Source organism: Solitalea agri (assembly GCF_023914155.1).
Taxonomy (GTDB): Bacteria; Bacteroidota; Bacteroidia; order Sphingobacteriales; family Sphingobacteriaceae; genus Solitalea; species Solitalea agri.
On sequence record NZ_JAMWYS010000036.1, the window covers coordinates 203,596 to 228,073 of the forward strand.

General features: G+C 37.5%; 19 protein-coding genes. 14 read left to right on the forward strand and 5 right to left on the reverse strand.

Translation table 11 applies throughout. The annotated features are described in order from the left end of the window. Positions 1-89: 89 nt before the first annotated feature. From NF867_RS11880 to NF867_RS11890, 3 genes are all read right to left on the reverse strand, one after another. Positions 90-470 carry a hypothetical protein gene (locus NF867_RS11880; protein WP_252588219.1) on the reverse strand — a complete coding sequence of 127 codons (381 nt, stop codon included), beginning with the start codon at positions 468-470 and terminating at the stop codon, positions 90-92. Between the two features lie 150 nt (positions 471-620). After that, positions 621-2,774, reverse strand: coding sequence for a peptidase domain-containing ABC transporter (locus NF867_RS11885; protein ID WP_252588220.1), 2,154 nt, complete (start codon positions 2,772-2,774; stop codon positions 621-623). A 30-nt stretch (positions 2,775-2,804) separates the two neighbouring features. Further along, positions 2,805-3,971 (reverse strand): HlyD family secretion protein, encoded by a 1,167-nt coding sequence (locus tag NF867_RS11890; RefSeq protein ID WP_252588221.1) that lies wholly within the window; start codon positions 3,969-3,971, stop codon positions 2,805-2,807. Positions 3,972-4,381: 410 nt separating this feature from the next. Here NF867_RS11890 and NF867_RS11895 point away from each other — a divergent pair, with 410 nt between their 5' ends. The 6 genes from NF867_RS11895 (at position 4,382) to NF867_RS11920 (ending at position 8,880) form a co-directional block, all read left to right on the forward strand. Further along, positions 4,382-4,921, forward strand: a complete 540-nt coding sequence (locus NF867_RS11895; RefSeq protein WP_252588222.1) for a MauE/DoxX family redox-associated membrane protein — start codon at positions 4,382-4,384, stop codon at positions 4,919-4,921. A gap of 241 nt (positions 4,922-5,162) precedes the next feature. Beyond that, positions 5,163-5,903 (forward strand): NYN domain-containing protein, encoded by a 741-nt coding sequence (locus NF867_RS11900; protein WP_252588223.1) that lies wholly within the window; start codon positions 5,163-5,165, stop codon positions 5,901-5,903. Positions 5,904-6,039: 136 nt separating this feature from the next. Next, entirely contained in the window at positions 6,040-7,146 is a 1,107-nt protein-coding gene (locus NF867_RS11905) for a ligand-binding sensor domain-containing protein (protein ID WP_252588224.1), read from the forward strand. Positions 7,147-7,475: 329 nt separating this feature from the next. Further along, positions 7,476-7,784: a YdhR family protein gene (locus NF867_RS11910; RefSeq protein WP_252588225.1), complete on the forward strand. Its 309-nt coding sequence runs from the start codon at positions 7,476-7,478 to the stop codon at positions 7,782-7,784. 80 nt (positions 7,785-7,864) lie between these two features. Beyond that, the gene (locus NF867_RS11915) at positions 7,865-8,296 is read left to right on the forward strand and encodes a DUF1801 domain-containing protein (RefSeq protein WP_252588226.1); all 432 of its coding nucleotides are present in this window, start codon (positions 7,865-7,867) and stop codon (positions 8,294-8,296) included. A gap of 53 nt (positions 8,297-8,349) precedes the next feature. Further along, complete coding sequence (locus NF867_RS11920; protein WP_252588227.1) at positions 8,350-8,880, forward strand: dihydrofolate reductase family protein; 531 nt, start codon at positions 8,350-8,352, stop codon at positions 8,878-8,880. Between the two features lie 157 nt (positions 8,881-9,037). Here the strand turns inward: NF867_RS11920 and tilS are convergent, their stop codons facing one another. Next, positions 9,038-10,348, reverse strand: a complete 1,311-nt coding sequence (gene tilS / locus NF867_RS11925; RefSeq protein ID WP_252588228.1) for a tRNA lysidine(34) synthetase TilS — start codon at positions 10,346-10,348, stop codon at positions 9,038-9,040. Between the two features lie 111 nt (positions 10,349-10,459). Here tilS and NF867_RS11930 point away from each other — a divergent pair, with 111 nt between their 5' ends. The 8 genes from NF867_RS11930 (at position 10,460) to NF867_RS11965 (ending at position 24,098) form a co-directional block, all read left to right on the forward strand. After that, positions 10,460-12,379, forward strand: a complete 1,920-nt coding sequence (locus NF867_RS11930; protein ID WP_252588229.1) for an OstA-like protein — start codon at positions 10,460-10,462, stop codon at positions 12,377-12,379. Positions 12,380-12,472: 93 nt separating this feature from the next. Beyond that, a complete protein-coding gene (locus NF867_RS11935; RefSeq protein ID WP_252588230.1) occupies positions 12,473-13,102 on the forward strand; it encodes an RNA polymerase sigma factor in 630 nt (209 codons plus the stop codon). A 163-nt stretch (positions 13,103-13,265) separates the two neighbouring features. Then, complete coding sequence (locus NF867_RS11940) at positions 13,266-14,318, forward strand: FecR family protein (protein WP_252588231.1); 1,053 nt, start codon at positions 13,266-13,268, stop codon at positions 14,316-14,318. 24 nt (positions 14,319-14,342) lie between these two features. Next, a complete protein-coding gene (locus tag NF867_RS11945) occupies positions 14,343-17,774 on the forward strand; it encodes a SusC/RagA family TonB-linked outer membrane protein (RefSeq protein WP_252588232.1) in 3,432 nt (1,143 codons plus the stop codon). A gap of 19 nt (positions 17,775-17,793) precedes the next feature. Further along, positions 17,794-19,434, forward strand: coding sequence for a RagB/SusD family nutrient uptake outer membrane protein (locus NF867_RS11950; protein WP_252588233.1), 1,641 nt, complete (start codon positions 17,794-17,796; stop codon positions 19,432-19,434). 154 nt (positions 19,435-19,588) lie between these two features. After that, the gene (locus NF867_RS11955; RefSeq protein ID WP_252588234.1) at positions 19,589-20,950 is read left to right on the forward strand and encodes a TlpA family protein disulfide reductase; all 1,362 of its coding nucleotides are present in this window, start codon (positions 19,589-19,591) and stop codon (positions 20,948-20,950) included. A 158-nt stretch (positions 20,951-21,108) separates the two neighbouring features. Beyond that, positions 21,109-22,464, forward strand: a complete 1,356-nt coding sequence (locus NF867_RS11960; RefSeq protein ID WP_252588235.1) for a TlpA family protein disulfide reductase — start codon at positions 21,109-21,111, stop codon at positions 22,462-22,464. Positions 22,465-22,469: 5 nt separating this feature from the next. Continuing rightward, positions 22,470-24,098: a S8 family serine peptidase gene (locus NF867_RS11965; RefSeq protein WP_252588236.1), complete on the forward strand. Its 1,629-nt coding sequence runs from the start codon at positions 22,470-22,472 to the stop codon at positions 24,096-24,098. A gap of 154 nt (positions 24,099-24,252) precedes the next feature. Here NF867_RS11965 and NF867_RS11970 read toward each other — a convergent pair whose 3' ends face one another. After that, positions 24,253-24,444 (reverse strand): cold-shock protein, encoded by a 192-nt coding sequence (locus NF867_RS11970; protein WP_103789778.1) that lies wholly within the window; start codon positions 24,442-24,444, stop codon positions 24,253-24,255. Positions 24,445-24,478: the final 34 nt, after the last annotated feature.

Genomic DNA, 24,478 nt, shown 5'->3' on the forward strand with positions numbered 1-24,478 from the left:
TCCTACTCTTTCCAAGCTTTTCGGTATCCGCTTTATCTGCTTTTTTTACGTGCGACAGAAATTATAGCACGGTTGCAACAGTTCAAATATTAAAACCCAGACTCCAATAAAATTGGAAGGAAGAAATTTTTTGAAAAAAATAAACCACCAGTATTTATTTGCTTTTCTTCTTCTGCTAAAACTTTAAACTCGCATTGAATGTTGATTTCAAAAGGTACACTGTAAAAGAATGTTTTTCTTATACGGCAATAAGTGATTGGGGCCCCATTCCTTTTTAACTCTTCAATTACATTGTAAAGTTGACTGGTTCTTAAGCATAATTTAGATGCAAGGCCTTGTGGTGTACCGGTTTGCTTGCGTTTAATTAGAAAATGTAGGCGTTGTAATCTTTCGAGATAATCAAATAGTTTCATAGGTTGATGTTCTAGTTTTAATAAAGAAAGAATGTTTTTATTTTCCGTTCCACCCATCCATGAAACCGGCTTTCATATCCTGCCAATTAATTATCAATTCAATTAAGAATAGTGCAATAAGGATAACTCCAATAATTTTTAATGCTTTTTTCATGGTAAATAAATTAGGTGTAGTAAAAAAATAATTATAAAATTCTCAAACAGCTTTTAGGAGATTACTAATCCCTGATGATGCTGCCATAATTTTGTATAAACTCGTTGGTTTCTGAGCAGCTCATAATGAGTGCCTTGTTCTGCTACTTTTCCATTCTCAAGAACAATGATTTGATCAGCATGTATAACTGTGCTTAACCGATGGGCAATCAGTATTATAGTCTTACCTCGTTCTTTCAAGGCGGCTATTGCTTTTTGAACATATTGTTCGGCTACAGGATCGAGCGATGAAGTAGCTTCATCTAAGATTAATACTTCGGGGTCGCGATACATCGCTCTTGCAATGGCTATTCGTTGACGCTGTCCACCTGAAAGATTTACCCCGTGTTCGCCTAATAGGGTCTGATATCCACCTGGCATTTTCTCCACAAACTCATTAATGCCTAGTAATTGGGCAATTTCAAGTGTTTTTTGAACATCAGGGCGAAAGTCCCCAATGGCAATATTTTCGATAATACTGCCTGCAAACAAGTCAATTTGTTGAGGAACAACACTTACAAGGGTTCGTAGACAATCGGCGCTTATATGGTTGGTATGTACAGATCCTAGCTTAATAGAACCCTTTTGTAACGGATATAAATTTTGTATTAAGGAAGAAATGGTTGATTTGCCCGAACCGCTTTCACCTACAATAGCAGTAATTTTTCCTTTGGGTATGTTGACGGATAAACTATTGAAAACTTGTATCCGCGTACCATATCTAAAGGCGACTTCTTCAAATACAATGTCTCCGATTTGTTCTTTTGAAAGTTGAATTTTTTCTGTGCTTTCTTCTCTTTCTAAATCGAGAATCTCGAATAATCTATCGGCTGCAATCAACGCTTCTTGCATTGATTTATTGGATGAAATCAGTTGCGAAACAGGACCAGTAAAGTAACCTATAAGTGCATAGAATGAAAGTAGTTCTCCTGGGCTGATTTCTCCCTTTATAACAAATGTAGAACCTAGCCATAAAATTATGATGGTAAAAACCTTTGATAAAAAATCTGTAATGTTCCCGATCTCCAAGCTTCGGATAGTGGTATAATAAATCGTTTTCAAAAGTTTTACAAATTGTATCTCCGTTTTTACATTGGCAAAATCTTCTAACCCAAAACGTTTAATTGTGCTCACTCCGTTTAGTGATTCTACCAATTGTGTTTCGAGATTGGCAGCATCTTCCATGAGTTTTCGTTGTAACTTTTTGTTAATGCTATTGCTAATTATGTAAACAAGGCTGTATACAGGAATAATGATTAAGCTAATTAGAGCCATTTTCCAGTAATAGGTGAACATTAATGCAAAGGAGAAAAATAACATTAACACGTTTACAGCCATATTTAATACAATATCATTTATAAAAGCCCTGATTTTTACAGCATCATTTACCCGAGAAAGTATCTCACCAACTCGCATGGTATCAAAAAAAGTTTGAGGAAGTTTGAGTAAATGTTTGTAATAACCCAGTATTAATCTTGCATCAATCTGCTGCCCTGTTTTTATTGCAAAAACACTTTTCATATAACCAATAAATGATTGCATGAGAAGAATCAGAATCATACCTATGCTTAACAGATTTAGCAGGTTTTGATTGCTCTCGGGCAGCGCTCTATCAATAAGTTGCTGAACATAAATGGATACGCTCAGGCCAAGTAATGTATAAATTGCTGCCCCGAAAAGAGTTTGCATCATTACTGCTTTATGGGGGCGCAGTAAGTGCCAAAAACGCTTAAGATTGGACTGTTTTTCGTTGCCGATTTTAAAATCATCGTTCGGAACTAAAAGGATCAGAATGCAGGTCCACTGCTTTTTAAATTCTTCGTGTAAAATGTGATGAATTTTTCCATCTGCAGGGTCCATAACTACAACGTGCTTTGTAGTAACGTCATAAATTACCACATAATGATGCAGAACCTCCTTTACAATAACATGTGCAATTGCTGGTTTCGGTATTTTGTTAAGACTTTCAAAGGGACCTTTTACACCCTTTGCCTGAAATCCAAGTTTCTCTGCAGCCTCTATTATTCCCAGCACATTGGTTCCTTTTTTATCAGTCCCAGCCAACTGACGTATACGTGCAACCGGAATTTGCAATTTGTAATGAGCAGCCACTGATGCAAGGCAAGCTGCTCCACAGTCTGTTATATCTCGTTGTTTTACCTTTTTCATTTTGAAGTAGAGTGTATCGTTTACGGAGGATTAACTGCTAATTTTATTAGGGTTTAGCCAATCATCTATTTTGTCATACAAAAGTTGAAAGAGGCTACGTTGGGTAAGTACAAAACGAGCTTGCAATGACATTCCTTTTTTCAATTTACCATGATATCCGTTTTTGAGATAGAGTTCAGTTTGATTAAGTGCACATTTTACCCTAAACATAAGTTTGTTGTCTATTTGAACAAAGTCATTATCAATGGCTACAACTCGCCCATTAATACCTCCCCAATCATTATAATTAAAAGCATCAACCTGGAACTTCACTCGCATGCCAGGTTTTATGTATCCAATATCTTTTGATGGTAGGTAACATTCTGCAATTAAGGATGAATCTGGAGAGATGTAACCAAGCATTTCTCCTGCCTGAACTTGTCCTCCAATATACTTTCCGGTGAATTGTTGAAGAGTTCCACTGACAGGGGCCTTCACTTCGGTATTAGTCCATTCTGTTTCTAATTGCTTTTGCTCAGCTTTTATTTTGGTTATAGAAAGCTGGTATTTAGACATTTCTTCTTGCCATAAACTGCGTTGTTGTTCGATTAAAGCTTGTAATGCAGCTTCTGCTTTAATATATTCATACCTGTTATCTTGAAACTCCTTTGAAGCAATCACTTTTTGAGCAAATAACTTTTCACTGATCTCATAGCTTAATCGGGTCTTTTCGAATAAAGACTGTTGTTCTAATAACGAATATTGAAACCTGGTATATTGTTGTTTATATAAAGGGGAATGAAGTTTATTGACGGGGATTTCTTGCTTTAGATCTATCGTAGTAAGCAGTTGGAGATCATGAAGGAATTGATGGTGTTCGTTAATATAGAATGCATTTTCTGAAAATTTGCTTCTGTTTGATTCTCGGGAAAGAACTATTAATGTTTGTCCTTTAGTGACCTTTTTCCCATCTTCTGTGCCTATTTCTGAAATTGTCCCACTTCGTAATGTTTTTACTTCATATTTTTCAGTTATCGGTCTTATAACACCACTGCTTTTAACAGTCACATCTATATAGCTGAAGGGAAGCGAGAGTAATATTAGAAAAACAAAGAGCAAAAAGCTATTGTAAATTATTAAACTTCTCACCTTTATTTGAGGCAACCAGGTTTCAATGCTAAAGTCCATTACTTCAGCTGGGAATATTTTGTTATTCATAGAAGGATATAAATAGTTTAAATAAATAGCTGCTTATACTTAATTATATAGATTATAGGTAGTTGTTGTTAGTAAGCAATTTAAATACCGTGAGTTGGTTTTTATAAACGAGACAAAAGAAACTGACTTCTTTGTCAGTTATAAATGTCTAATGTTTTCAGGATCAGATCAAAAAAGCAATTTAGTGTGTTTGACCTGTCTAGTTTCGGGATTTCAAAGCTTGTTTTAGCGGATCGTTTCTTCTAATGCCTTAACCTCTTTTAAATATTTTCATGTTATCTGAAATCTTAGTGCGCCAAGAATCAGATTGCCAATGAAACCAGGGGCGCTAAGCGCTAGTATATTAGATTTTACATACATTGGAGTGCGTGGAAACTTGTTAACCACAAGCTCAAATAATCTATTACAAAATGATATTTGATAAGAAAGATAAAATTGAAATTTTTGAAAATGCAATTAGCTGGATCGTGGTTTTTGCTATGCTTATTTATGGAGGAGGTAAATTGGTTCAATTTGATGGTGCTACTAAAATTGATAAAATGGTTTCAGAAATGACCGGAATGGAATTGATGTGGGCATTTTATGGATATTCAAATTCCTTTGCGATAACTTTAGGCGTCTTTGAAATAATTGGCGGAACGCTCATTCTTTTTAAGAAGACAAGGATAATCGGATGTTTATTAGCTTCGACAATACTTGTAAATGTGATTATTCAGGATATTTATTTTAATGTGAATCCTGGAGCTTTGAAAGCCGCCCTATTCTATCAACTATTGATTTTGATAATATTGTGGCTGAATAGAGACAAACTAATTAGGAGTATAAATACGCTCCTGGAGACACCGAAAAGGGACCAGCCTAAAATGAAACTGCTTTTGAAATTAACGATTGCGCTTGTTCTATTTGTTGGATTAAGAATAGCAGAATATTATATCACATTAAAGATGTAAGTGCCCATGGCAACCGAAGCCAGAGGTATATGATTTTTAGCATAGCGGGAATCAGGTCCAAGGGCTCTTATGGTATTGAAAGAATCATGCCTGTAAAACCGGCTTACTCAACATGAAATTCCTCCTCTGGAACTATTTGTTGCACTCGGCCAGCCAGAGACCTCCATATTAATTTGTACTTTTAAGTAAAACTGGTTAAGCAGTAATTATACCAGGCGACAATAAAAATAACAACGTCAACATGACAGAAGATAAATTAGCAGTATTAATTGATGCAGACAACGTTCCATATTCAAATGTGAAAGAAATGCTTGAAGAAATCGCTAAAAATGGAACCCCTACAATTAAACGAATTTATGCTGATTGGACCAAGCCGACTGTTTCGGGTTGGAAAAATGTTCTTCTTGAAAATGCGATCACGCCTATTCAACAATACAGCTATACTACAGGAAAGAATTCTACCGACAGTGCATTGATAATTGATGCTATGGACATTCTTTATTCTGGGAAAGTAAATGGTTTTTGTATCGTTTCGAGTGATAGTGATTTTACCAGATTAGCTACCAGGCTTAGAGAAGCAGGAATGACCGTAATTGGTTTTGGGGAACGGAAGACACCAAAGCCTTTTATTGCGGCTTGTGACAAATTTATCTATCTGGAAATCTTAAAGACACCTAAAACGGAAACCACCAGTATCGCTAAAGTGACTGCAAAAGCCAAAAAGGAAGAACCCATCAGTAAAGTAGATACCGAAACGATTAGAATTATAACAGAAAGTGTTAATGATTTGGCAGACGAAACAGGCTGGGCATTTTTGGGAAGTTTAGGAAACTACATTCTTAAAAAGAAACCTGACTTCGACCCAAGAAATTATGGATTTCAAAAATTACTGCCACTAATAAAAGATATCAATAGGTTTGAAATTGATGAAAGAGATTCCGGCTTAAATAATATCAGACACATCTACTTAAAACAAAAATAACTACCCCTGAGTTACCTAAAGTCTTAACGCAGCGGGTCTTCAAATTGCATAGGAATTCTTATAATAGGAGTGTTCTATAAAGCATTTTGTGGCAACTCGTACATACCACGTCCCAACAGTTAACAGAGTGATATAAATGAAAAGTTTAAAAACAATTTCAACGCAGTTTATAGTAATCACTTTTCTGCTCATTTACTTGAATTCATGCAACGGACAAATGCAAAATAACAATTCAAACAAGGAGGGCAACAAGCCAAACTCAACGGCTCAACTTAATAGCTTGAATGCAACAGGCATTAGTATAGACAAAAATATCAGAAGTATTTTTCAAGACAGAAATGGCAATTATTGGTTTGGGACAAATGGAGCAGGGGTATATCGTTACGACACAAAAACATTGACACAATTTACAGTGAAGGACGGACTTGCAGACAATCAAGTATTACACATTCAAGAAGATGATTTGGGGAATATTTGGTTTAGAACAGGCGTATTCGGCATTAGTAAATTTGACGGTGCTAAATTCACAACACCTACTAATAAAGTCAAAATAACTAACGGTACAGAAACTGACTGGAGATCAAAAAACAACGATTTATGGTTTTGCGCTGGTGGTGGCGTGTTCAGATACAGCAATCCTTCACTTGACTATTTGCCGTTTGCCCCATCAAGTTCAAATGCACAGACCAGCACCCCTTTTTCTCTTAGTCGCTATGGCGTTTACTGTATCCTAAAAGATAAGACTGGAAATGTTTGGTTTGGAACACAAGCAGAAGGAGTATGCAGATATGATGGCAAAACATTGGCTTGGTTTAAAGAAAAAGGACTGGCGGGTCCTGCCGTTCTTGGTTTATTTGAAGACAGTAAGGGTAACCTTTGGTTTGGAAATAATGGCGCCGGATTATTCCGATATGACGGAAAAGCTTTGTCAAATTTCACAGAAGAAAAAGGGCTTAATAACCCTGACTTTAGAGCTTCTGGAAAACCTGGTTTAGGAACTTTGGCTCGTATATATGCGATTAACGAAGACAATGGTGGAAATATTTGGATAGGAACAGTTGATGCAGGAGTTTGGAAATATGACGGAAACAACTTGACTAATTACACAACCAAAGACGGACTTACAAGCAATGCGGTAAATACCATTTATAAGGACAAAAACGGAGAACTGTGGTTTGGGACAGACGGCAATGGTATATGCAAATTCAACGGAACGACATTCACCGAGTTTATCATCAAATAAATTAACAGTTATGGAATTTTTCATCGGAGAATTCTCCTAAAAGTGATTATCCATAATTAGAGTGGGGTATAGGCTTATCTAAAGGGTATGTGATATTCATAAGAGAAAATCAAACTCTCGACTGTCATCACAAAGAATTCCTAATTAAACTCGTTTAGGTTCTTCTTATCAAATTTAACAAGCATTCGCAAGCGAATTGCCCACTATATCTTTTGCTTAAAATGCCGTAACTTGATAGGAAAATGGGAGAATTTATGGAAGCAACAAATCTAAATCTTCAAATGATCGCCTATAAATAAAATCCATTAACAATTATAAACGAATGAATAATGCACGCACAATTAATCACTTATCAATTAAAAGATATCTCCCAGGCGGAATATCTTGAACAAATGGTAGAGCCTGATGCTCCCATTTTAGCGAAAGTACAAGGTCTTATTTCAAAAGTTTGGTTGACAGATGAAGAGAAAAATACTTTTGGAGGTTTCTATTTGTGGGAAAATAAAACTGCAATGGAAAACTTTATGCATTCTGACCTTGTAAAAGCAGTTGTAAGTCGACCGTTCGTGAAAAATGTTTCTTCAGTTGACTTTGAAGTAAATCAAAATGCTTCATTAATTACCAGGGGGTTAAGATAGGGAGGAGAGCTTCGGATATAAATAAAGCGAGTGCGATAGATATTTGGACTAAAAGGTAATTAAGCACCTATTATTTTAATATGAGCGTAGAAGAGCAAATTACACAGTATATTACTAGTCAACCTGAACCAAAACGTGGTGATATGCAAGCCTTGCATAATACCATTCTGCAAGTAATACCAGCATGTAAATTATGGTTCCTGGATGGTAAAAACAGTGAGAATAAAACGGTTTCTAATCCTAACATAGGTTATGGATTTCAGACCATAAAATATGCCGATGGAAAAACACGGGAATTCTATCAAATCGGGTTGAGTGCAAATACGACCGGAATCTCAGTCTATATTCTTGGTATTGACGATAAGAAATACTTAGCCAAGGCATATGGAGAAAAACTTGGTAAAGCCAGTGTGACAGGGTATTGCATTAAGTTCAAAAAACTGAAGGATATAAACATTGATATACTTGAAGTAGCAATTCGGGATGGGTTAGAGGCGAAGCATTATCAATAGGTTTAGCCTTCCCCACGCTTTGAATCTATGGCTGCCAATTTGAGCCTCAATAAATGAAAACGACAATTTACATAGGAACAAGTCTTGATGGCTTTATTGCCAGAAATGATGGCGACATCGAATGGCTTGTCAAGTTTCAAAACCAGGAGGTTGACGATAGTTATCAAGAGTTCATAAGCAAAATAGACGTTATTGTAATTGGAAGAGGCACTTATGAAAAAGTCATTACTTTCCCTTCCTGGTTCTATGAACAAAAAGTTTACTTATTAAGCACCACCATTAAGCAAGTACCTGATCATCTAAGGGAGAAAGTAACTATACTTTCAATGGAACCGAGAGAGCTGATAAATTATCTTGCCAACGAAGGTTTTTCGAATATCTATGTTGACGGAGGAAAAGTAATACAAAGCTTTCTAAAGGAAGACTGTATTGATGAGATGGTTATTACAAAGGTGCCAGAGGTTTTAGGAAGGGGCATTCCCTTATTTGGTTATCTTCAAAACGACCTTCATTTTAAACATATACGAACCGAAGTGTTTTCTAATGGACTTGTAAAAAGTCATTATGAAAGAGATCGGGAATGATATTTACTAATGAATTAGGTAAGGCGACAGGCTATGCTCAATGTACTGGTGATCGTTCAACCTTCAACCGGCCAACATGAAAATTGACAATCAATTCATATGAAGTAGTTTGCCAAATTCTATTTCTTTTGCCACTGCCCTAACCAATCGGTAATACTTACTCCTTCATCGCTAAAATGTAAACCTTTTGTGTATTGGGGGTAATTTTATAGCGATCGTTGATGCGATATCCAGCCACCCAAATAATATCGGTACCCGAGAGTACCACCTTCACTTTCTCTTTTTCGTTGAGCGGTATTTTCAGGTCGATCAAAAAGTCACTGAGTTTCTTTTTACTTTTCATTCCAAGTGGAGTAAACGCGTCGCCGGCTTGCCAGTTGCGCACTTCCAATGGAAACTTCAGTTTATCGTAGTCGAAACAACCGATTTGGTTGCTAAAAGGAATTCCGAATGATTTATTGGTTTCTACACGGGCGTTAAATAAACGTTCAATAGACAGTGGCTCAGTTTCGGTGCTGAGGCTGGTGAGTATCAGTTCTGTTCGATCTTTTAATATTTTATGTGATGGCGAATAAAACTGTTTGCCAGGTTGGGCATCAAATGCACCGATAATCTCGGTAACGGTGCTCGACAAAAAACCGTAAGGCCTTAAAAGTCCATATAAAAGGCCGTGAAGCTGTTTTTCATGCTGTAGCTTTTCAATGTCGATCAAAATTTCATCTTTTTGAAATTTGAAAAGTAATTCACGTTTCTCATCGAGATATAGATTGACCAACTCTTCACTTTCTTTTACATATTCAATGGTTTGCGAAAACGACCGTTCTAAATCTGGGTTTATCTCTTTTAAGATCGGGATCACCTCATTGCGAAGTTTGTTACGCACATATTTTGAAGATCGATTACTCAAATCTTCCCTGAAATTTACGCTGCACATATTGGCCATGCTCTCAATTTCATCACGGGTAAGAAATAGTAATGGCCTGATAATGTCATCCCGTTTAGCCAAAATACCGTGTAGGCCGGCAAGTCCTGTACCACGCAGCATATTGATCATCACTGTTTCTACCGTATCACTCTTATGGTGGCCAACAGCAATGTAATCGTACCCATATTCTTTCTTTATCTCACGCAGCCAGCTGTAACGCAGTTCGCGGGCCGCCATTTGTATTGAAATCTTTCGCCCTTCGGCAAAAGCAAGAGTGTTAAATTTCACCTGATGATATGCTACTCCTAATTCTTGAGCCAGTTGAGAAACAAATGCAGAATCAGTATCGGCATCGGCCCCTCGTAACTGAAAATTACAATGGGCAATACCAAAATTAAAATGAGCTGCCTCAAAAAGCCTGGCCATCATTACCGAATCAACGCCACCACTTACAGCAAGTAAAACTTTTTCATTTGGATTAAACAAACCTTGGGTGGTAATAAAATTCTTAAACGGAAGCAAAAAGTCGGAAAGAGTATTCATAGGGCTTAAACCTACATGATTATTGGAAGATTAACAATACACAAGATAAATGTTTGAACATTTTTTAGATGGGTTAAATTATCAATCCATAAATGTTACCCGCCTAAATACATGAAAAAAGTTATTTTTGCCCTGATGAAATATCGCTATCTGTTTCTCCTGATTTTATTTTGCGTTTGTGCAGGAAATGTTGCAGCTCAGAAAAAGCCAACGCGTGTACAAATTGAAAACGCTGACAATGCTAACATCTTAGTCAATGAGGGTATCACCCATTTCGTTGGAAATTGCCGTTTCAGACATGAAAATGCTTTGATGTACTGTGATAGTGCTAATTATTTTGAAAAGGAAAATAAGCTGGATGCTTATGGAAGTGTGCGTATTGTTCAGGCTGATACAATTACGGTAACAGCAAAGAAATTGAAGTACGATGGTAATACCCGTCGGGCGGAATTATTTGAGAATGTGACCTTATCTGACGGTAAAGCGGTTTTAACTACCGAGTACCTGGTGTATGACATGATTACCCGGGTGGGAACTTATCCGAATGCGGGTAAAATTACCAATCAGCAAAATGTGCTTACCAGCAATACAGGATATTATTTTGTCGGCTCAAAGGATGCTTTTTTCAGGTATAATGTAAAGATTAAAACACCTCAAACTGAAATTACCAGCGATACCATTAAGTATAATACCAACTCTCGTGTAGCCTATTTCTTTGGACCAACCCGAATTAAGGGGAAAGACGATTTCCTATACACCGAAAACGGATGGTACAGTACGGCAAACGATCAGGCTAAATTCAATGAGAAATCCTACTACCAATCAGGATCGAAGACACTCAGAGGTGATACGCTTTATTATGATAAAAGAGCCGGATTTGGTAAGGCTGTTAAAAATGTACATTTTATTGATACTGCCGATAATACAGTTCTAACAGGAGGCTATGGCCAATATGATAAACCAACAGAGATTGCCTTTGTAACCAAGCGGGCCTTATTGGTGGTGGTTCAGGAAAAGGATACGATCTATTTAACTGCCGACACATTAAAGACTACGCTGTCGAAACCAATAAATGCTAAACAATCCAAACCGGTAATCAAAACTGATTCGAGTAAATTGGCAAAAGTAAATAAGGTGAATGCTAAAACTCTTGCAAAATCGAACCTTCCGCCAACTGGTCCGGGAATTACCGAGCCCATGAAGCCTGTTCAAAAAGAAACAGATTCGACTATGTTGGCTTTGAATGAAAATAATGTTGCCGATAGTCTATTAAAGCAAAGCAACGACAGTTTGGCCAATATTAAAATTGATACTACCCGCCATCGGATACTTTATGCTTATCGTCATGTGCGAATGTATAAATCCGATTTGCAAGCCGTGGCCGATTCATTGGTTTACACCTACGCCGATTCGACCATGCGCTGTTATAAAGCCCCCGCAGTATGGACGCAAGGTTCACAAATGACCGCCCATCAAATCGATATTGAGATTAAGAATAAAAAAATTGACCGGATGAAGCTGAATACTTCGGCATTCTTAGTCGGAATAGAAGGCGACTCAACGATGTTTAACCAGATTAGCGGTAAAAACATGGTAGGCTTTTTTAAGGATAGCAAACTCATGCGACTAAATGTGATCGGTAATGGTGAAAGTATTTATTATCCGAAAGAAGATTCGGTAAGATATACCGGAATGAATCGGGCAATTTGTAGTACTATGCTGCTAACCTTTAAGGATAATAAGCTGGCTACTGTGAGAATGGATAAGGATGTTGAAGGTAGCCTGTTTCCATTGGATAAGATTGAGGCAGGGGAAGACAAACTAAAAGGGTTTAACTGGCGTGTGGAAGAACGTCCGGTTTCTAAAGAGGATATCTACAGAATAGTTGCTGTTAAAACGCTGGAAGATTCTTCAGAGTTTGAGGAAGGAAAGCCTAAACGGAAAGTAATTCATCAAAACGAAGGTGCCGAAAAACCCCAAAAACCTCCGGTATCAAGCCCCAAAAAGAAGTCTACATTTTTGAAGGATTAAAGAGTTCAATAACATACATATTACCATACGGGTAAATTGCTTAGATATTTTTAATTATATATTTGCGCTGGTAATTGAATATCAGTTGTTTAGATGACCCTGGTTAAAGTAAGTAAAATAATAGGCATAAATGAGGTGGAACTTTGGGTGGCTTTTAAAGAAGGCGACCTTAAAGCCTATGAACAAATTTATACTATTTATTACCGTCAGCTTTACAACTACGCGCATAAATACACTTCCGACTCAGATCTGGTAAATGACCTTATTCATGATCTTTTCGTAAAAATTTGGAACAACCGGATTTCTTTAAACATACCGGTTTCTGTTCGAAATTATCTTTTCAAATCTTTCAGAGGACATTTATTTAATCATCTGCGTGATACACGCCATTATTCAGTGGGTTCAACCGATGACTTAGAGCAAGTGGAAGCTTTCAACTTAGAAGTAAAGCAAAGTCCGGAGGCTGATGTGATCGATAGAGAAAAGAAGAATCACGTTCGGATACTTATCAACAATGCGATAGATCATTTAACAGACCGACAAAAAGAAGCGATCTATTTAAAATATTACGAAGGTTTCTCTTATCCTGAAATTGCAGAAATTATGGGATTGACACAGAAGGGGACCTATAAGTTAATTGCCAGAGCAATTAGCACTCTTCGAGAACATGCCGGCCCTCAGCCAGTAATGCTATTCCTAGCCATGTTCAAAAGAATGATTTAGCGAAAACGTTACCTCCTTACTTTTTACCCCCGAAAACATCCTTGGGCTTGGACTGATTTTCTTATTTGAGAAAAAAGACATGAGCAAAAGAAAAAATTTCACTAATGGTGGGGTAATTTTTTATTCTCATGTGTACAGGTAAAAAATCTGATACTAAAAGAGGATGAGTGAGCTTAATAAAGATGATCATAAGTACACGGTAGAGGAATTAATTACTGACGAATCTTTTATTCGTTGGGTGCAACTTTCGTTGCCTGAAGACGAAGAGAAGTGGGGTCGTATTCTTAACCAATCTCCTGAATTAAATAGACGTTTTGCTGAAGCCCGTTTGTGGATTGAGCAGTTAGCTTTTACAGAGCATACACCTTCATTGGATGAAGAGGTTCGTTTCTCTGCAAAAATGAAACAGTCTTTAGGACACGGAAGCGCTAATGAATCGCTTGTTCGTCGCCTGATTCCTAATTGGTTAAAAGTCGCCGCGGTATTGTCAGGTGTGCTTATCACAGCTTTAGGTGCTTATTGGGGTTATGAATACTTCAGTTTTAAACACCTAAGTACCGGCTACGGTGAGCTAACCAAAATTATCTTACCCGACAGTTCTGAAGTTACATTAAACGCGAATTCAAAAGTTCGTTATGCTCGTTCATGGGATAAAGATCAGATCCGTGAACTGTGGTTGGATGGTGAAGCATACTTCCAGGTAAAACACCTTAATAAAGATCAAAAGCATATAAAAAACAGTGAGCGCTTTGTGGTGCATACACCTGATATGAATATTCAGGTTTTAGGAACCTCTTTTAATGTTAAAACCAGAAGAAATACCACCAAGGTTGTTTTAACTACTGGTAAAGTGATGTTAACCTTTAACGATCGCAATAAAGCAAGTCTTATCATGAAACCAGGCGACTTGATCTCTTATTCTAAAAAGAAAGATCAGGTTGTCAAACAAACAGTTAATCCAATCCATGCTTCCTCATGGAAACAGCATCAGCTGACCTTTGAGAAAAATAATATCAAAGAGATAGCCGAAACCATTGAAGACAATTTCGGCTACACAGTTAAAGTCAATATCAAATCTTTAGAAGGCAGAACCATTTCAGGTTCAGTTTCTTCAGAAAATATTGATGACCTGATTAAAGTGCTGAGCGATTTGTTGAACGTGGAAATTAAGAAAGACCCCGGGAATAAAACCATCATAATTCAAGAAAAAAATTAATCCACCTAATCCAATTGAAGAAAAATGAAGAGAAAATTACCTAAGCTGTTAATGGCACTGGGAGCCATTAGCTTGGCCCTGGAGCCGGCTATGTCTCAAGATTTGGCTAACAGAGCATTTTCCGGCAAGACTGAAAATCCTTCTGCTTATTCAGAGCAACGCGAGCCCCTTCAGCATGCATTGAGCACTTTACAGGAGTACTTTAAAGTAAATATCATTTTCGAAGACAGTTCCATTAAAGGATGTTTTACTTCTATTGATGTGAATAGCCTAAAGGATTTAACTATTGAGGAAGCTTTAGCCGAGCTGGTTTCTCCTCTTGGCCTACGCTATAAGAAAGTTGACGAAAAAAATTACATCATTAAAGCAAAGAAGGTAATTAATAAAGTTAAAAATGAAGAACTTGAATCAATTGCGTCATCTTACTCTACCATAATTGCTACTCCTGTTAAAGGACATGTGACCGATAAAAAAACCGGTGAAGCACTTCCCGGCGTAAGCATTAGTATTAAAGGAAGCTCTTTAGGTACAACTTCTGATGTGAATGGCGACTACACAATTGATGTTCCAAATGAAAGTAGCGTCTTGGTTTTTTCATTTCTGGGCTATAAACCGGTTGAAATTACCGTAGGTAAAAACAGTATTATTAATCCTGAATTGGACATGGAGTCCCATCTTCTAAATGAAGTTCAGGTGGTAGAAGTGGGATATGGAACACAGAAGAAAGAAGCCGTTGCTGGTTCCGTAGCTACTATTTCCAACGAACGCATTAAGCAAATGCCAAGTGTTAATTTAGGTACAGCTTTAGCCGGTAATACTCCGGGTTTGATTGTTGCACAAAGAGGTGGCGCGCCTGGTTCTGAAGACAATTCTATCTTAATCAGGTCTACTTCCTTACTGGCTACTCCGCTAATTGTGGTGGATGGTGTTGCACGCACTAACGCAAGTTATACCAATCAAGTTGGTATCAATGACATTGATCCTAATGACGTTGAAAGCGTAACGGTGTTGAAAGATATTGCTTCCACTTCAATTTATGGAGCCCGAGGTGCTAACGGTGTAATCCTTATTACTACTAAGCGAGGTAAAGAAAGTCCAGCTAAGTTTAATTTTTCAAGTTCGACAACCTTTTCGCAACCTACCAAACTTCCTAAATTTTTGGATGGATACCAGCAAGCGCTTCTGGAAAATGAACGTGCAATCAACAGTGGAGCCACCGCTGCTTATTCTGATGCAGATCTGGAAATAATCAGAACCAACTCTAACCCTGATAGGTATGCACAAACTAACTGGGCAGAGCAGGGCTTGAAGAAATTTTCTAATGGTCAAAATTATAACCTTAACGTAACCGGTGGCAATGATAAGATGAAGTATTATTTGGGAGGAGGTTTAAATCAGCAGAAATCACTTTTGAAAATTGATAATGATTTTAAACGCTACTCCTTCATCTCCAACCTGGATGCTAAAATCGCTAAAAACCTTGATGTATCTGCTGATATTAACTATAAACTGGAAAGTGCAAATACTCCGAATGGTGGGTTTGGAGGGCTCTATGGACAATTGTTTAGCCAGAGTCCATTACAACCGGTAACGTTTAGCAATGGCTTGCCTGCTGCTTTCTTAACGTCTGCTCAAAACCCAGTGTATGCGGCGCAAAATGGTGGTTATGCGTTAACGGAGAGTAATTTCTTTACAGGAAAAATTAAAGCGAAATATACAGTGCCATTCGTGAAGGGTTTTTCTGCTGAAGGTATGCTTTCCATTGATCGCTCTACGGTATTCAATAAAAACTTCAGCACTCCATTTAAACTTTACAGAGCCGATGCAAATGGCGTCTATAATGCCGTTACCGGTGTGGATGCAAAAGGGAATGACCAAAAGCCGACTTTGTCAGAAATATTTAACAAATCGAGTTTCAATACAAAGAATTTTAGCTTAAACTATAACCGTTCTTTTGGAAAGCATAGCGTTGCTGCTTTAGCAATGTTTGAGTCTACGGAAGCTTACGGTGAAAGATTGCAGGCTAGCCGTTCTAATATTTTTTCTAATAAAACCGATCAATTGTTTGCCGGTGATGCCAACATTACCAACACTGGACTTGGGTATGAAACTGGTCGTGCTGGCTATATTGGTCGTTTGAACTATAGCTACTTTGGAAAATATTACCTGGAAGGAAGCTACCGTTACGAAGGTTCAACAAACTTTCCTGAAGATAAGCGCTGGGGATTCTTCCCTTCAGTGGCCGGCGCCTGGAGAATTTCTGAAGAGGGCTTCTTAAAAAACAATCAACACTTTATCAATAATTTAAAATTGCGTGCTTCTTATGGAATGGCGGGTGATGAGAGCGGATCAGGCTATAGCGCTTACCAAACCGGTTATAGCGTGGCGAGCACGGGTGCTAATGGCTATATTTGGAATGGAGCTTATGCAACTTCTGTATTTGCTGGTACAAGCACCATTAACCCTAATTTTACTTGGGCAAAAGTACGTTCATATAATATTGGTCTTGATTTTGAACTTTGGAAAGGATTATTATCAGGTGAGTTTGATGTATACAACAAACAAGCTTACGATTTATTAACACCAATGTTCACTTCAAGTGCAACTGTGCCACTTTCTTTTGGAGCTGTTGCTCCTAAACAAAATCAAGGTAAAACCCATACCAATGGCTTTGAGTTAAGTTTAACGCACCGTAATCAAATCACTAAAAACTGGGGATATTACGTAACCGGAAACATCTCAAAAACAAAAACAATTATTGATTTTTCTGGAGAAGTTGCTGGTCTGCCTGAATGGGATGTAAATAGACATAATGAATTAGGAGCCAATGTTGATAGATTCTACAAATCGTTGGGATTGTTCCAAAACCAGGCAGAAATCGATGCTTATCCGGTTGACCAGGATGGCCAAAAAAATAAAACAATTAAGCCGGGCGATATTAAATACGCTGATTTAAATGGCGATGGAATATTGGACACTAAAGATGTATATGTGGTAGATAATTCAACTATTCCGGTAGTTAACTATGCTTTCAATCTGGGTACTTCCTATAAAAATATCTCAGTTGATCTTGCATTTGTGGGTGCTGCAGATTATACAAATAATAACCTTGCTCAAACCTGGGCAAATTTTGATGAACGTCAGTTAGATCGCTGGTCCGTTGATAACCCTGATGCTTCTTGGCCTCGTCTTTCCACTTCAGGAAATAATACTAAGAAATCTGATTTCTACGGAACGGACGGTTCATACCTTCGTTTGAGAAGCGTTCAATTAAATTATTCTCTTCCTAAAATGTTTATTCAACACTTAGGCTTGGACGCCTTTACTGTATTTGTACAAGGAGGAAATTTATTGACTTTCTCAAAGGTGAAGTTTATGGATCCAGAGAATAATAACAACTGGGGATATTATGGTCCTCAACGCACATTCGCAATGGGTTTAAATGTTAAATTTTAATTAGCAAGGAGTTTATTTAATGAAAATCATAAAAATTTTAGCAGGAGTTGTTATTTGTTTATCCATTACTTCTTGTACTAAAGATGTATTAGATAAGCAAGACCTTTCGCGTACTTCCGATGAAACAGTATGGAGCGACATAAATCTGGTTAATAATTACGTTAATTATTTTTATTCAACGCTGCCTGGTGCGATGACTTCAGGTAATGTGCTTAATTGGGATGTAACAACCGATATCGGTGATAATGGACTAGCAAATGATATATTTAGTACAGAAAGGTATGCAAATGCCACCCAAGCAAACTGGAGTGCAGCCGATAAGGTAGTATTTTATAACAACTGGACAGCACTTTATCAAAACATTCGCAGAGCGAATGATTTTCTTCAGCGTATTGAAGGTGTTACTGGCGATGAGAATTTGAAAAAGCGTATGAAAGCAGAAGTACGTTTCTTTCGCGCCCTATATTATTTTCAATTAACAAATATGTTTAGTGATGATCCGGTTGCTAACCCAGAACCACTTGGCGTACCAATCATTGAGAAAGCAATGGTTTTCGGGACGGACTCGATTTCGGTCCCTCGCAATACCAAAACTGAATGTGTAAACTATGTTGTGTCGGAATTGGATCAGGCAGCAACAGAGTTGGGTGAAATCCCGGCTTCTTACACTTCTCAAGCCGGTCGTATTACTAAAGGGGCTGCTTTGGCCCTGAAAGGTCGCATGTTGTTATATGCAGGTCGCTGGGCAGAAGCGGCTACAGCCAGCAAAGCGGTAATGGATATGGCGGGATATATATTGAATGCAGATTATTCAAAGGTATTTACCGTTAAGAATAACCCGGAAGCAATTTTATCAGTTCAGTACAATAATATTTTAGCGGAACGTGGACATAAATTAGATTATTACATCAGCCCCGGTTCCCAGGGGGGATATGCGCGTTGGAATCCTACCCAAAACTTGGTAGACTCTTACGAGCTAACAGATGGTAAGCTGCCTTCAGAATCACCATTGTATGATGCACAAAATCCATATCTGAATCGCGACAAGCGTTTTTATGCTACTGTGGTTTACGATGGTTCAACCTATCGCGGAAAAGTGATGCAGCTTTATTCAGGCGGATATGATATAAACAACGGTGGTTTATTCAAATCACAAACCAATTACTACCTGCGCAAATTTGCTAATGAAACCAATTTGGATTTCGCAAATACAGTTACGGGTAGTGATCAAAACTGGATTCTAATTCGTTTAGGAGAGGTTCTTCTTAACTACGCTGAAGCTGAAAATGAGGCTGCTGGCCCTGATGAGAGTGTTTATAATGCCGTTAACCAATTGCGAACTCGTGCTGGTTTGCCTAATTTACCGGTTGGTTTATCACAATCGGATATGCGCGATCGTATTCGCCGCGAACGTAAAGTGGAATTAGCATTTGAAGATTTCCGTTTCTGGGATGTTCGCCGTTGGAGAATCGCTGATCAACCTGATCAATTAACCATTAAAGGTATAACGGTATCATTAAATACTACAACAGGTGTAAAAACCTATAGTCCAAAAGTTGTTGAAACACGTCCGTTCCCTGCTAAATTTTATACCACGCCAATTCCTATTGAAGAGATGAACAATAATAAAAAGATGGTTCAGAATTTCTATTGGAAATAAAGCCAACTTAAAGACAACCAAGTTTAACCTAAATATGGGGAAGCCAAAAAGGCTTCCCTTTTTTTATTATCAAAAAATGTGTAGCAAAAATGTTAACGTTTTAACTGGGGTAATAGCTAACGAATTTGGGTAATCATTCAAAAAACCATCGTATATGAATTTGAAAAAGAAATTATTAGGAGTATTGCTATTAGTAAGCGGAGCGTGTTTTGGCGTTCATGCCCAAAATATGGTTCAGGTGAACGGAAAAATTACGGGAAAAAAGAGTGCTTCGGTAAAATTATTTACAGTTGTTAATGGAGGAATGAATGAAATTGCCAATGCAGTTCCGTCAACTGATGGCTCTTTTGGCTTTAACTTCAAACCTGATTATAAAGGATATTATGTGATTGGTAGGGGAGAAGGCAAAATGGGTATGAAAGATAAATACGTGTTTTACTTTAAGGGGAATGAAAAGTTAAATCTTGAAGTAAATGATACTTCCTACGTTTTAACAGGTGAAAACTCAAAAGAAAACAAGCTTTTAACCGAATGGCACACAACACTTTACCCTTTGCAATACAATGCGCTTAACTTCAATAAAACGTATAAGGAAGTTTTTCCCCTGATGACCGCTATTGCTGAACAAAGTAAAAACTGGATGAAAGGAAGGTCATCAGGCAATAAGGAGTTTGATGCATTGCTGTCAAAAACTATTAATTATGATGTTGCTTTTTATGCGCTGCAATTTTTAAATACCCCTCGTTCAGCACATCCAGCCAAAGCTGACTATACTGATTACCTCAAAAATCTCCAGCCGGCTCATTTTCTCTCAACTACTGATCTTTTAACGTTTCCGTACGGTGCCAGGGCATTAAGCATGCTGGCATATTACAGGATCAGGCTTGATGAAAATAAATCAGTTGATATGGCTATGAATGAAATACCAAATGAACAATTGAAAGGGGAGTTTGCTTTAGAGAATGCGGGCAATGCTCGTTCATATACCAATTATCAGGAAACAGTGGATAAATACGGCAAATACTTTGTTACGACCGAGCAAAAGCAACGTTCTCAGGCAATAGGTGCAAATCTTAACACCTTTAAAACTGCCGATAAGGCAATTAATTTTACCTATCCCGACCTAAATGATAAGCAAGTTTCTTTAACTGATTTTAAAGGTAAAGTGGTGTTGGTTGATGTTTGGGCAACATGGTGTGGTCCTTGTAAAAAGGAAATACCTGCGTTAAAACAATTGGAGGAAGAGTTGAGAGCGCAGGATGTTGTTTTTATGAGTGTTTCGGTAGATGAGGAAAAGGATAAAGAAAAATGGAAAAAATTTGTTGCTGATCAGGGATTGAAAGGCGTTCAATTGTTTGCTTCAGGTTGGTCAGATATTGCCAAAAATTACAAGATCACAGGTATTCCGCGATTTATGTTATTCGACAAAAAAGGAAATATTATCAATGTTGATGCACCGCGTCCGAGCGATCCTAAATTAAAGGAAACCATTCTTGAGTGGCTTAAAAAGTCATAGGGAATAAAAACGATCAATTTTAACTTAAATAAGGGGGAGGTTTAGGCTTCCCCTTTTTTATTCGTAATCCTCAAAAGCTTTGTAGCAAAAATGTTAAGGTTTTATTGGGGTAATTATCTTGCTTCTCGTGTTTCACCTAAAATTAACAATCCATTTATATGAAATTGAAAAAATATTTAGCAGTCGCTGCGTTGTTTTTAGTAACAGCATTGTCTGCTCAAGCACAAGATCTTTCAGCAATTAAAGGAAAATTAAAAACCAAACCATCAACTATCAAACTATTTAAAATAGTGGAAGGACGGATGGAAGAAATTGCTACCTCAATCCCGGCTACCGACGGAAGTTTTGGCTTTATCTTCAAACCCGAATATAAAGGCTATTATGTGGTAGGTACGGGTGAAGGCATAGCCGGTATGAAAGGCAAATACAAATTTTACTTTAAAGGAGCCGATCAGCTGAACTTCGAAATCAATGATACGAGCTACGTTTTAAAGGGAACGAATTCAAAAGAAAATGCATTACTTACTCAATGGCATAACACAGTTGCTTCATTGGAATATAATACGGTTGGTAGCTTTAACAAAAACTACAAACAGTTATTTCCTATGATTACAGCTGCTGCTAATCAGAGTAAAGATTGGATGAAAGGTAAAACTTCAGGTAATAAAGAGTTTGATCAGTTGCTGGCTCAAACGACCAATTACGACGTCCTTTTCTATACAATGACCTTATTAAGCACTCCTCGCTCTGCACACGCTAAAGTAGAAGAGTATAATGATTACCTAAAAAACCTGGATCCTGCATTCTATCTATCCAATATTGATCTGTTAAAATATCCTTATGGAGCCCGTATTTTAGAGCCCTTAGCTTATTTCAAGCTTAAAGGCGATGATCGCAAACTTGATAATGCACTTGCGTTAATTCCTAATGATCAGATGAAAGGTGAGCTAGCGTTACAAAACGTGTCTTACGCCAGATCTTTTACTAACTACCAGGAAATGGTTGACAAATACGGTAAGTACTTTATTACAGCAGATCAAAAACTACGTTCACAAGCAGCTGGTGCTAAACTGGCCTCTTTTAAGCCTACTGAAAAAGCGATCAACTTTACCTACCCCGATCTAACCGAGAAACAGGTTTCGTTGACTGATTTTAAAGGTAAAATCGTATTGGTTGATGTTTGGGCTACCTGGTGCGGTCCTTGTAAAAGAGAAATTCCCGCATTAAAACAACTGGAAGAAGAGTTTCGTGGTAAAGATGTAGTATTTATGAGCGTTTCCGTTGATAATATAAAAGATAAAGAGAAATGGAAAAACTTTGTCGCCACTGAAAACATGAAAGGTGTTCAACTATTTGCAGGTGCATCCCCTGATATTATGACCAACTATCAAATTACGGGCATTCCTCGTTTCATGTTGTTTGATAAAAAAGGCAACATTATCAATGTAGATGCTCCTCGTCCAAGTGATCCTAAATTAAAAGAAACCATTTTAGAGTGGCTTAAAAAATCATAAAGAGCATGAATAGAAAAATAATACTGAACGTAATTTGTATGATGGGGCTGTGCTCGTCGGCATTTGCACAAAAGAATAAACCCAAATTACCATTGAACTGGCATTTACTTTCTAAAGAAACGGATAGCGTTTATGGAGTAGGGGCAGAACGAGCTTATAAGGAACTTTTACCTGGAAAGAAATCTAAGAAGGTTGTAGTAGCTATTTTGGATACAGGCATTGATACCTTAAATGATGACTTGAAAAACGTGCTATGGACCAACAAGAAAGAAATTCCTGGAAATGGAATTGATGATGATAAAAATGGATATGTTGATGATATTCACGGATGGAATTTCCTGGGCAGTAAAGACGGAAAGCAGAATATAGTTGATGCAAGCCAGGAAGCCGACAGGGAATATCTTCATTTATTAAAGAAATATAATAATGATACCACGAAGATTACGAATTCCGCTGATTTGGCTTATCTGCATCAATTGGTTCCAAAACTTTCGGTTACACGTACCCGGACTCATTTCGAATTAATGAAGCTCATTTATGAGTCGGTGGTAACAATCGATTCAGTAGTTAAAGCTTATTATGGTACTACCAACTTTACGTACGAACAGGTTAGGGATTATAAAACGGATGATCCTAAGCTGAAAAGGGGACAAGCATGGTTGGCAATGGAGATGTACAACTTAAAAGGAGATCGTTCTTCTGCTGCCGCAATTCAAATGAGAAGAGAGATTTATGAGAGTGTTAAAAAAAGATTGACTGAAGTAAGTAATTTAGAAATTACTGAAAGGAGCAAGGTTGGCGATGATCCCAATGATAATAAAGATCATTACTATGGAAATAACCTGTTGTACTTCCCTGAGTCAGGTCACGGTACACACGTAGCCGGTATTGTAGGCGCTCAGCGAAATAACAGCAATGATGTTAAGGGAATTGCCGATAATGTTGAACTGATGACGGTTCGTGTAGTTCCGCAGGGTGATGAATACGATAAAGATATTGCCAACGGTATTCGTTACGCGGTTGATAATGGAGCAAGAATTATTAACATGAGCTTTGGCAAACCGCTTTCTCCGGGTAAGCAATGGATTGACGACGCTATGAAATACGCCGAGTCTAAAGGAGTATTATTGGTGCATGCAGCCGGCAATGATTCAAAAAATTTAGATAGTATCTGCACCTATCCAACCAAACATCTTTTAAAAGGGGGAACATTGAGCAACTATATAGTTGTTGGAGCCTCCACGCCAAACGCAATTGCAGCTAATTTTTCAAACTATGGCAAAAAAGAGGTGGATATCTTTGCACCAGGAGTTAATATTTTATCAACCATGGTAAATAACCGTTCAGGTGAAATGCAAGGAACCAGTATGGCTGCACCGGTGGTTTCAGGTGTTGCAGCTTTGGTATGGGAATACTATCCAACATTAACAGCAGCTCAGTTAAAAGAAGTATTGTTAAAATCTGCCACTGATGTAAAAGAGATTGTAAGCCCTGTTCCAAAGAAAAGAATGAAAAGCAAGATGGGCCTACTTTCCGTAACCGGAGGGATTGTAAATGCTTATAATGCAATTAAACTGGCCGAAGAAATGAGTAAAGCTTCAAATTCTTCAAAAGTAAAAACCACCAAAAAGTAGTTGTATACTTTGCAGTAGTTTAATTTCGAAAGTGCTGTCTTTGGGCAGCGCTTTTTTTGTTTTAATTGAGCACTTAAACTTTAAAACAATTAAAGAAACTAAAAAAGCCTGTAATTTTCATTACAGGCTTATCCGAAATAAATATTGTGTATGACTAGATAACTTTTACGTTAACTGCATTCATGCCTTTTTTACCTCTTTCAAGTTCGAATTGAACTCGGTCGTTTTCTTTAATCTCATCAATAAGACCACTAACGTGAACGAAAGTTTCGTTGTTAGAATCATCATGTTTAATGAAACCAAAACCTTTGGTTGAATTAAAGAATTTTACTACTCCTGTTTGCATTTTATTTTGATATTAATTTAAAATTCTATTTTAA

Excerpts from the sequence above, each read along its gene's own strand:
- NF867_RS11880 (WP_252588219.1), bottom strand. The coding sequence starts at position 470 with ATGGGTGGAACGGAAAATAAAAACATTCTTTCTTTATTAAAACTAGAA.
- NF867_RS11885 (WP_252588220.1), bottom strand. The coding sequence starts at position 2,774 with ATGAAAAAGGTAAAACAACGAGATATAACAGACTGTGGAGCAGCTTGC.
- NF867_RS11890 (WP_252588221.1), bottom strand. The coding sequence starts at position 3,971 with ATGAATAACAAAATATTCCCAGCTGAAGTAATGGACTTTAGCATTGAA.
- NF867_RS11895 (WP_252588222.1), top strand. The coding sequence starts at position 4,382 with ATGATATTTGATAAGAAAGATAAAATTGAAATTTTTGAAAATGCAATT.
- NF867_RS11900 (WP_252588223.1), top strand. The coding sequence starts at position 5,163 with ATGACAGAAGATAAATTAGCAGTATTAATTGATGCAGACAACGTTCCA.
- NF867_RS11905 (WP_252588224.1), top strand. The coding sequence starts at position 6,040 with ATGAAAAGTTTAAAAACAATTTCAACGCAGTTTATAGTAATCACTTTT.
- NF867_RS11910 (WP_252588225.1), top strand. The coding sequence starts at position 7,476 with ATGCACGCACAATTAATCACTTATCAATTAAAAGATATCTCCCAGGCG.
- NF867_RS11915 (WP_252588226.1), top strand. The coding sequence starts at position 7,865 with ATGAGCGTAGAAGAGCAAATTACACAGTATATTACTAGTCAACCTGAA.
- NF867_RS11920 (WP_252588227.1), top strand. The coding sequence starts at position 8,350 with ATGAAAACGACAATTTACATAGGAACAAGTCTTGATGGCTTTATTGCC.
- tilS (WP_252588228.1), bottom strand. The coding sequence starts at position 10,348 with ATGAATACTCTTTCCGACTTTTTGCTTCCGTTTAAGAATTTTATTACC.
- NF867_RS11930 (WP_252588229.1), top strand. The coding sequence starts at position 10,460 with ATGAAAAAAGTTATTTTTGCCCTGATGAAATATCGCTATCTGTTTCTC.
- NF867_RS11935 (WP_252588230.1), top strand. The coding sequence starts at position 12,473 with ATGACCCTGGTTAAAGTAAGTAAAATAATAGGCATAAATGAGGTGGAA.
- NF867_RS11940 (WP_252588231.1), top strand. The coding sequence starts at position 13,266 with ATGAGTGAGCTTAATAAAGATGATCATAAGTACACGGTAGAGGAATTA.
- NF867_RS11945 (WP_252588232.1), top strand. The coding sequence starts at position 14,343 with ATGAAGAGAAAATTACCTAAGCTGTTAATGGCACTGGGAGCCATTAGC.
- NF867_RS11950 (WP_252588233.1), top strand. The coding sequence starts at position 17,794 with ATGAAAATCATAAAAATTTTAGCAGGAGTTGTTATTTGTTTATCCATT.
- NF867_RS11955 (WP_252588234.1), top strand. The coding sequence starts at position 19,589 with ATGAATTTGAAAAAGAAATTATTAGGAGTATTGCTATTAGTAAGCGGA.
- NF867_RS11960 (WP_252588235.1), top strand. The coding sequence starts at position 21,109 with ATGAAATTGAAAAAATATTTAGCAGTCGCTGCGTTGTTTTTAGTAACA.
- NF867_RS11965 (WP_252588236.1), top strand. The coding sequence starts at position 22,470 with ATGAATAGAAAAATAATACTGAACGTAATTTGTATGATGGGGCTGTGC.
- NF867_RS11970 (WP_103789778.1), bottom strand. The coding sequence starts at position 24,444 with ATGCAAACAGGAGTAGTAAAATTCTTTAATTCAACCAAAGGTTTTGGT.